Here is a 6,448-nt window from a genome sequence, read left to right on the forward strand (position 1 = left end):
CAACGCATCCAGCCCAGGATGAAAAGGGCTCACTGCCGGGGATGCGGCCGATCGAGTTGGAGGGGTTGACCGCAGAGCCCCGTGTAGCGGGCAACGGCGAGTTCAAGTTCCAGTCCTACCTGTTCCGGGCGTCGGGCTTCCGGGCCGCTGGTGCGGCAGGCGGTCCGCAGAGGAAGGCGGCCGCCTCGTCGGAGTCCGGTAAGTCCGAGTCTGTCAACAAGGCCGCGTGAGTCGGGACATGAGCGCGGTGTTGGGGATTCCGGCCGGTGCGGCCCTGGATGCGCCTTCGGGTGTGTCCGGGTCGCCCGGTTGGGCCGTCTTCGGGCCGCTCGGAGAGGCGTGGGTGATGGTTCCCGATGAGTTGGACGCCCGGTGGCAGGCGGCGTATGCGGCGTATGGGAAGGCGTCGGAGAACGTGAGTTTGTGTGAGCCGGGGGATCCGCAGGCGGCGCGGTTGATGGCATCGACGTCATGGGAGGTCGGGGTGTTGTGGCGCGAGATCGCCGGTATGCCTGGTCTGCCGTGGTGGGCGTTGGCGTCGGTGCGTGCTGCGGCGCAGGCGTTCGAGGCGCAGGCGCGGGACTGGAACGCCCGCGCGGACGCTGGTACGGGCTTGCCGGTACGACGGGGTGCGCGGACGGTGTCAGCCCGTCGACGGGACGGGGGTGCGCGGTGAGTACCGAGCAGATTGCCGGGCCTTCGACGTCGTCGGCGGCGCACGTGCGCAAGGTGGAGGCGTGGCGGAACTCCGCGCGACTGCCTATGACGTTGCAGGCGGCTCATGACTATGTGCGTCGCACGCCCGATGAGAAAGCGCCTCGGGCTGAGTGGATTGCCTACTACGTGTGGCGGTCTGAGATCTACCGGCACGTGTCGGCGGTCGACACCCGACACCGCTACGAAGCGGGCGCTAATGCCTGGCTCGCCAAAGACAACGCCGTGAAGCTGCAAGGGTTTGGAGAGGCCGAGGCGGCGCTGATCAGCTAGCTCAACAGTCCACATTAGACAAAAACGCACGCGGGTCGTGTGGCGATGCCGCGCGTCTTGTTGTGCTGCAAGGAATCCGAGAACACAGAAGCGGCTGATGGTTGGTCGCCTTGCCGCTTCTGTGTCTGCACATCCAATCCAAAGGATCAGACATGCCAAGCGTAGGACAGAACGGGGATGCCCGCGCAAGTGGGGTCACCCGAACGCGATGCAAGACGTGTAACCGGTTCGCTCGGCTGCTGCCGGGTGAGTCGGAGTGCGCCCGATGCTCCGGGGTCTTGGCTCTGGAGTTCGACACGATCACCAATCCGTCGGACGCCTCGGCTCGGGGTGGCTGGTGATGCGCGCTGGTAGCCGGTGGGTCGACCCGGCTCCGCTGGAGGTTGCTCGCCCGCGTCTGCCGTGGTGGACGATGCTGCCGGGCAAGGTGAAGTTGGTCCTGCTCCCGGTGGTCCTGGTGGGCCTGCTGGTGTGGGCGCTGGCGCACCTGGCCCGGCTGGTCTGGTACTACCCGGTGACCGTGGTCCTGGCCCTCGTCGCGGCCGTGCTCTACCGGGCCGGTGGTCATTGGTGGCTCGGCGGCGTGGCCCTGGCCCTCGCCCTGGGTGGGTTCATCTGGTGGTGGCGGGACACGGATTCCTTCCACCGTCGTATCCGTTGGGCGCGCACGGAATACCGCCGTACAGCCCTGTACGCCTACCAGTGGCGCACGGTGATGCGGCTGGCGAACCTGACCGGCACCGCCAAGGGCAAGGAGCACCTGCCCAAGCTCAAGCGCACCCGGTCGGAGGGCTGGCGGGACCTGGTGCGGGTTCGGCTGATCAAGGGGCAGGCCCCCGAACACTGGGAAGCCCACGCTTCCGGTCTGGCGCACTCGTTCAGGGCGAACTCGTGTCGGGTGCGGGTGGTCAAGCCCGGCACCGTCGAGCTGGACTTCATCCACTCCGATCCGTTGGCGGCCGTGCTGCCGGTGCCCGAGCTAGCCACTGACGAGTCCTCGGTGGACCTGCGGAAAGTGACCATCGGGCGCACGGAGACCGGCAAGCCATGGCGGCTGAAGCTGCTCGGTGGGCAACTCCTCGGTGTCGGTGTGCAGGGGGCGGGCAAGGGATCGCTGTTGTGGGCGGTGCTGTGGAAGATCGCACCGCTGATCCGCTCCGGTCTGGTGAAGGTCTACGGCATCGACCCCAAGGGCGGCATGGAGTTGGGGCAGGCCCCGGAACTGTTCGATCAGGTCGCCTATGACAACGGTGAGAAAGCGGTGGCACTGCTGGAATCCATGGCCGTAGAGGTTCGTGAACGGGCGGCCCGGTTCCGTGGCATCCGTCGCTTCTGGACCCCTGCCAGTGGTGAGCCGTTCGTGCTGCTGGTCGTGGATGAGCTCGCTGACGTGATCGCCTACCAAACGGATAAGCGGCTCAAGGAACGTGCGCAAGCCGCCCTGCAAACGATCACCTCGCAGGGCCGTGCTCCCGGCTTCGGGGTCCTGGCCCTCGTGCAGGACCCCCGCAAGGAGATCGTGCCGTTCCGCAACCTGTTCACGACCCGCATTGCGATGCGCCTGGATGAAGCGGCACAGGTCGACATGGTGCTCGGCGACGGTGTACGGGCACGCGGGGCGAACGCTCACGAGATCCCGGAATCCACACCCGGTGTCGCCTGGGTCAAGGAGGACGGCCGACGCCACCCGGTTCGGGCTCGTGCTTTCTACCCGACCGACACCAATCTCATCGAACTACGTCACTACGTCTCCGACACCTCGGCGACCGTTCTTCCCTTTCCTGACAACACTTCCGCGACCGATGGAGGCTCGGCAGCATGACCACCAACATGATCACCACGACCACCTGCCTGTCCGGCCTACTCGCGGCGGTCGCCGAACACCTCGCCGTGTTCGCGGATGTCCCCATGCCGGTCCTCGTGAATACCTACGCGGGCTGGTGCAACGAGGAACCGGTGACCTTCCAACTCGACTGCGAGACAACCCTGTCCGAGCTGTCCCGGTCGATGCTGGCCTGGGCGGACACCCTGACCGGTGTGACCGCATCGGTGTACCGCTACGAACGCGCCGACGGCGACCGGATGCACCTCTACGTCTACGGGCAGTTGACCGACGGCACCAAGGTCGCTGTGTACGGGGCTGCGGACTACCTCGCTGCGGTCGGTCTGGAGTCCGGGACTCGTCGCTCGCTCGACCTGGCCGAACTCAAAGCGTGGGCGGCGGATAGGGCGGTGGCGGCATGACTTCCACCCAACAGCCGGTGACCCCGGCCGTGGAGAAGGTCCGGCCTCCGCTATCTGCGGACGTGGTCAAGGCGGCGGCCGAGAAGCACGGCGTGTGTGTGCGTCCGTTCACGATGGAGGTCGGCGACCTCGACACCGGAGAACTCCGCTACGTCGGCGTTCCCTGCGGGTCGACCGTGGAGAGCGTCTGTCTGCCGTGTGCCAAGAAAGCTCGGGCGCTGCGCATGGCCCAGTGCCGAGAGGGCTGGCACATGGTCACCGAACCTAAGGTGACCACGACCGCGCCGACCGCTGATCAGAAGTCGCTTGTGGAGCTTCGGGCCGATCTGTTCGTCCGGTATCAGGAGGCGATTGAGCAGGGGGCGGGCGGCGATGCTGACGAACTGCGGGAGGAGATCCACTCGGTTGATGAGGAACTGCGGGCGATGGGTGTTCGCGGTCGCTTCCCCTCGCCGGACGCCGCACCAAAGCGAGCTCCTGTGCGCTCGACACGGCGGCGGCAAGACGCGCCGAACCTGCCACGGCGCAAAGTGGAGAAGCGCACGGTGGGACGGGAGTACGCGGGCAAGTTCCGGCCGTCGATGTTCGCCACCCTCACGTGCGACAGCTACGGGCCGGTCAAGTCCGACGGCTCCCCGATCGACCCCAACCGGTACGACTACCCGCGTGCTGCTCGCGACGCGGTGCACTTCTCCTCGCTGATCGATCGGTGGTTGCAGAACCTTCGCCGCGTCGTCGGCTGGGAAGTGCAGTACTTCGCCACCGTCGAACCGCAGAAACGAGCGGCGCCACACCTGCACGCGGCGATGCGCGGTTCGATCCCGCACGAGGTGCTGCGGCAGGTCACCGCGGCTACCTACCTTCAAGTCTGGTGGCCCAACCACGACCAGCTCGTCTACACGGGCGCGCACCTGCCGGTGTGGCACGCGGACACGGCATCGTTCGTAGACCCGGACACCAATGTGCCGCTGACGTCCTGGGCGGATGCGGTCGACGCGGTGACCGAACCCGTCCACGTCGCCCGCTTCGGCGAACAGGTCCACTCCAAGGGCATCCTCGGCGGCACCGAGGAAGCCGGGCGACACATCGGCTACCTGACCAAGTACCTCACCAAGTCCACCGGTGAGGTCATCGCGTCCGATACCGACACCCAAGCCGCTCACCACGACCGGCTTCACGCCGAACTCGCCATCACCCCGTGCTCGCCGCGCTGCGCGGTCTGGCTGCTCTACGGCGTCCAGCCCAAGGGCGTCACCTCCCGGACCGTCCCCGGCCAGTGCAAGGGCCGCGCACACCGCCGGACCACTCTCGGCCTGCCTGGTCGTCGGGTCCTCGTCTCGCGGAAGTGGTCGGGCAAGACCGTCGCCGAACACAAGGCCGACCGGTCGGCGTTCGTCGTGGCCACCCTGGCGGCGGTCGGGATCGAGAAACCGACCGCGGACACGTCCCGGCTGATGTGGCGCAAGGTCACCCCCGGCGACCGCAATGCACCCCCACGCGCGCACCTGCTCATGCGCGCCATCTCCGAACGGATCACTTGGCGGGCCGAATACGACCGCGCACTACTCGCCGCGTCCGGACCGCCCGGCGACTGCACCGATGTTTCAGCAATTCAACCGTTGGCCGCGTGAACTGGGGGAATGATGATGATCAACCGACTGATTGATGACCGCTGGTACACCACGGAGGAACTAGCCAACCTCCTGCACGTGGACGGCTCGACCATCCGTCGCTGGCGGACGATGTCACCGACCCAAGGGCCACCATTCGTACAAGTGTCCGACCGCGTGATCATGTACAGCGCCTATGACGTCGAGACCTGGTTACGTAGTAGGCGTACCGATCCGAACAGCGAGGCCGCGTGATGAGCGAACAGGTGTCACTCCCGGTCGGTGTCGAGGTCCGGCCGGATATCCAGTATCGGCCGGATAGGGCCTCGCCGTACAAGGCGCGGCTGCGGTGGATCGACCCGACGACCAAGAAGCGTCGTTCAGTGTCCGAATCGTTCGTGAGCGAGGACGAAGCGAACGATTGGATAGATCGACTCCAGCGGGCCGCTCTCAGAGGACTCAGCCCGCAAACGGCCGTCATGAAGTTGGTCGACTACGGCAACGCGAATATGCCGCTTGCCTTGCGCGGCTTGGAAAGCAAGACCACCGATCCGTACCTGGCGGGCTGGCGGAAGCGCGTTGTTCCGACGCTCGGACACATGGCCGTCACCATGGTCACCAATGGCGCTGTGGACCGTGCCGTACGCGCGTGGATCGCTGACGAATGCGGTCGGTCGACGGTCAAGAACTCATTGGCCGTCCTGGTCCGCGTTATGGAACAAGCCCTGCGGGACGGGCTCATCGATCGGAATCCGGCCCGTGTGACCGGGTGGCAACACGAGTTCAAGAAGGCGGAGGACGAACTAGACGATCCACGGTCCCTGGCGTTGCCCGACTGGCACACCCTGACTCGGCTCGCTGACACCCTTGTCGCGAGATCGGCAGGCAAGTTTCAGGGCTGGGGTGACGTCGTGATCTTCGCGGGGTGCACCGCGGCTCGGATCGGTGAGGTGTCCGGGTGTCGGGTCGGCGATATCAACACGGACGAGTGGACGTGGACGGTGCGTCGGCAAACGACCCCGGCACCTGGCGGCCTGGTCGACAAGGGGACCAAGGGCAAGAGGGCTCGGACGGTGCCGCTGATCGCGGAGGTTCAGGAGCTGGTGTCACGGCGGCTCGAAGCGATCAGGCATGACCCGGACGCTCGGCTGTTCACCGGTCCACGTGGCGGGCGCATCTCGACGGCGGTCCTGCGGGACGCCACTCACTGGGACGACGTGGTGGACAAGATCGGATTCGAGCACCTGCGCCGTCACGACCTGCGGCACACCGCGCTCACGTGGATGGCCGACGCCGGTGTGCCGGTCCACCACTTGCGCAAGATCGCCGGTCACGGCTCGCTGGCGACCACGCAGAGGTACCTGCACCCCGACCGCCAATCGGTCACCGATGCGGGCGTTCTGCTGTCAAAGCACCTGCACGCGCCCCGTGGTCCCCGGCTCCGGGTCGTGTGACCTGTGGTCCCCAAATGGTCCCCAAGACGCTCGGGAAACGATCTTGGTCATGATCATCCCCAAGCATGACGAAAGCCCCCTGACCTGGGAGAATATCCAGATCAGGGGGCTTTCGTACGACCGTCGGGCTGACAGGATTTGAACCTGCGACCC

At 66.4% G+C, this 6,448-nt stretch carries 6 protein-coding genes and 1 pseudogene; all 7 read left to right on the forward strand.

The window, feature by feature from the left end:
* A pseudogene (locus GPZ80_RS31590) lies at nt 1-230 on the forward strand (hypothetical protein); the annotation flags it as partial.
* Between the two features lie 442 nt (nt 231-672).
* On the forward strand, nt 673-987 hold the full coding sequence (locus tag GPZ80_RS31595) for an AMED_5909 family protein (protein ID WP_187224771.1): 315 nt from the start codon (nt 673-675) through the stop codon (nt 985-987).
* A gap of 340 nt (nt 988-1,327) precedes the next feature.
* The gene (locus tag GPZ80_RS31600) at nt 1,328-2,809 is read left to right on the forward strand and encodes an FtsK/SpoIIIE domain-containing protein (RefSeq protein WP_187224772.1); all 1,482 of its coding nucleotides are present in this window, start codon (nt 1,328-1,330) and stop codon (nt 2,807-2,809) included.
* Nucleotides 2,806-3,231: a hypothetical protein gene (locus GPZ80_RS31605; RefSeq protein ID WP_187224773.1), complete on the forward strand. Its 426-nt coding sequence runs from the start codon at nt 2,806-2,808 to the stop codon at nt 3,229-3,231. Before GPZ80_RS31600 ends, GPZ80_RS31605 begins: the two co-directional genes overlap by 4 nt.
* The gene (locus GPZ80_RS31610) at nt 3,228-4,862 is read left to right on the forward strand and encodes a replication initiator (protein WP_187224774.1); all 1,635 of its coding nucleotides are present in this window, start codon (nt 3,228-3,230) and stop codon (nt 4,860-4,862) included. Before GPZ80_RS31605 ends, GPZ80_RS31610 begins: the two co-directional genes overlap by 4 nt.
* Nucleotides 4,863-4,877: 15 nt before the next feature.
* Entirely contained in the window at nt 4,878-5,096 is a 219-nt protein-coding gene (locus GPZ80_RS31615) for a helix-turn-helix transcriptional regulator (protein WP_187224775.1), read from the forward strand.
* Between the two features lie 224 nt (nt 5,097-5,320).
* Nucleotides 5,321-6,295, forward strand: coding sequence for a tyrosine-type recombinase/integrase (locus GPZ80_RS31620; RefSeq protein ID WP_246477680.1), 975 nt, complete (start codon nt 5,321-5,323; stop codon nt 6,293-6,295).
* Nucleotides 6,296-6,448 lie beyond the last annotated feature (153 nt).

This window comes from Actinokineospora xionganensis, assembly GCF_014323725.1.
Taxonomy (GTDB): Bacteria; Actinomycetota; Actinomycetes; order Mycobacteriales; family Pseudonocardiaceae; genus Actinokineospora; species Actinokineospora xionganensis.

Coding starts and splice junctions, on each gene's coding strand:
- GPZ80_RS31620 (WP_246477680.1), top strand. CDS start 5,321: ATGAAGTTGGTCGACTACGGCAACGCGAATATGCCGCTTGCCTTGCGC.
- GPZ80_RS31615 (WP_187224775.1), top strand. CDS start 4,878: ATGATCAACCGACTGATTGATGACCGCTGGTACACCACGGAGGAACTA.
- GPZ80_RS31605 (WP_187224773.1), top strand. CDS start 2,806: ATGACCACCAACATGATCACCACGACCACCTGCCTGTCCGGCCTACTC.
- GPZ80_RS31600 (WP_187224772.1), top strand. CDS start 1,328: ATGCGCGCTGGTAGCCGGTGGGTCGACCCGGCTCCGCTGGAGGTTGCT.
- GPZ80_RS31610 (WP_187224774.1), top strand. CDS start 3,228: ATGACTTCCACCCAACAGCCGGTGACCCCGGCCGTGGAGAAGGTCCGG.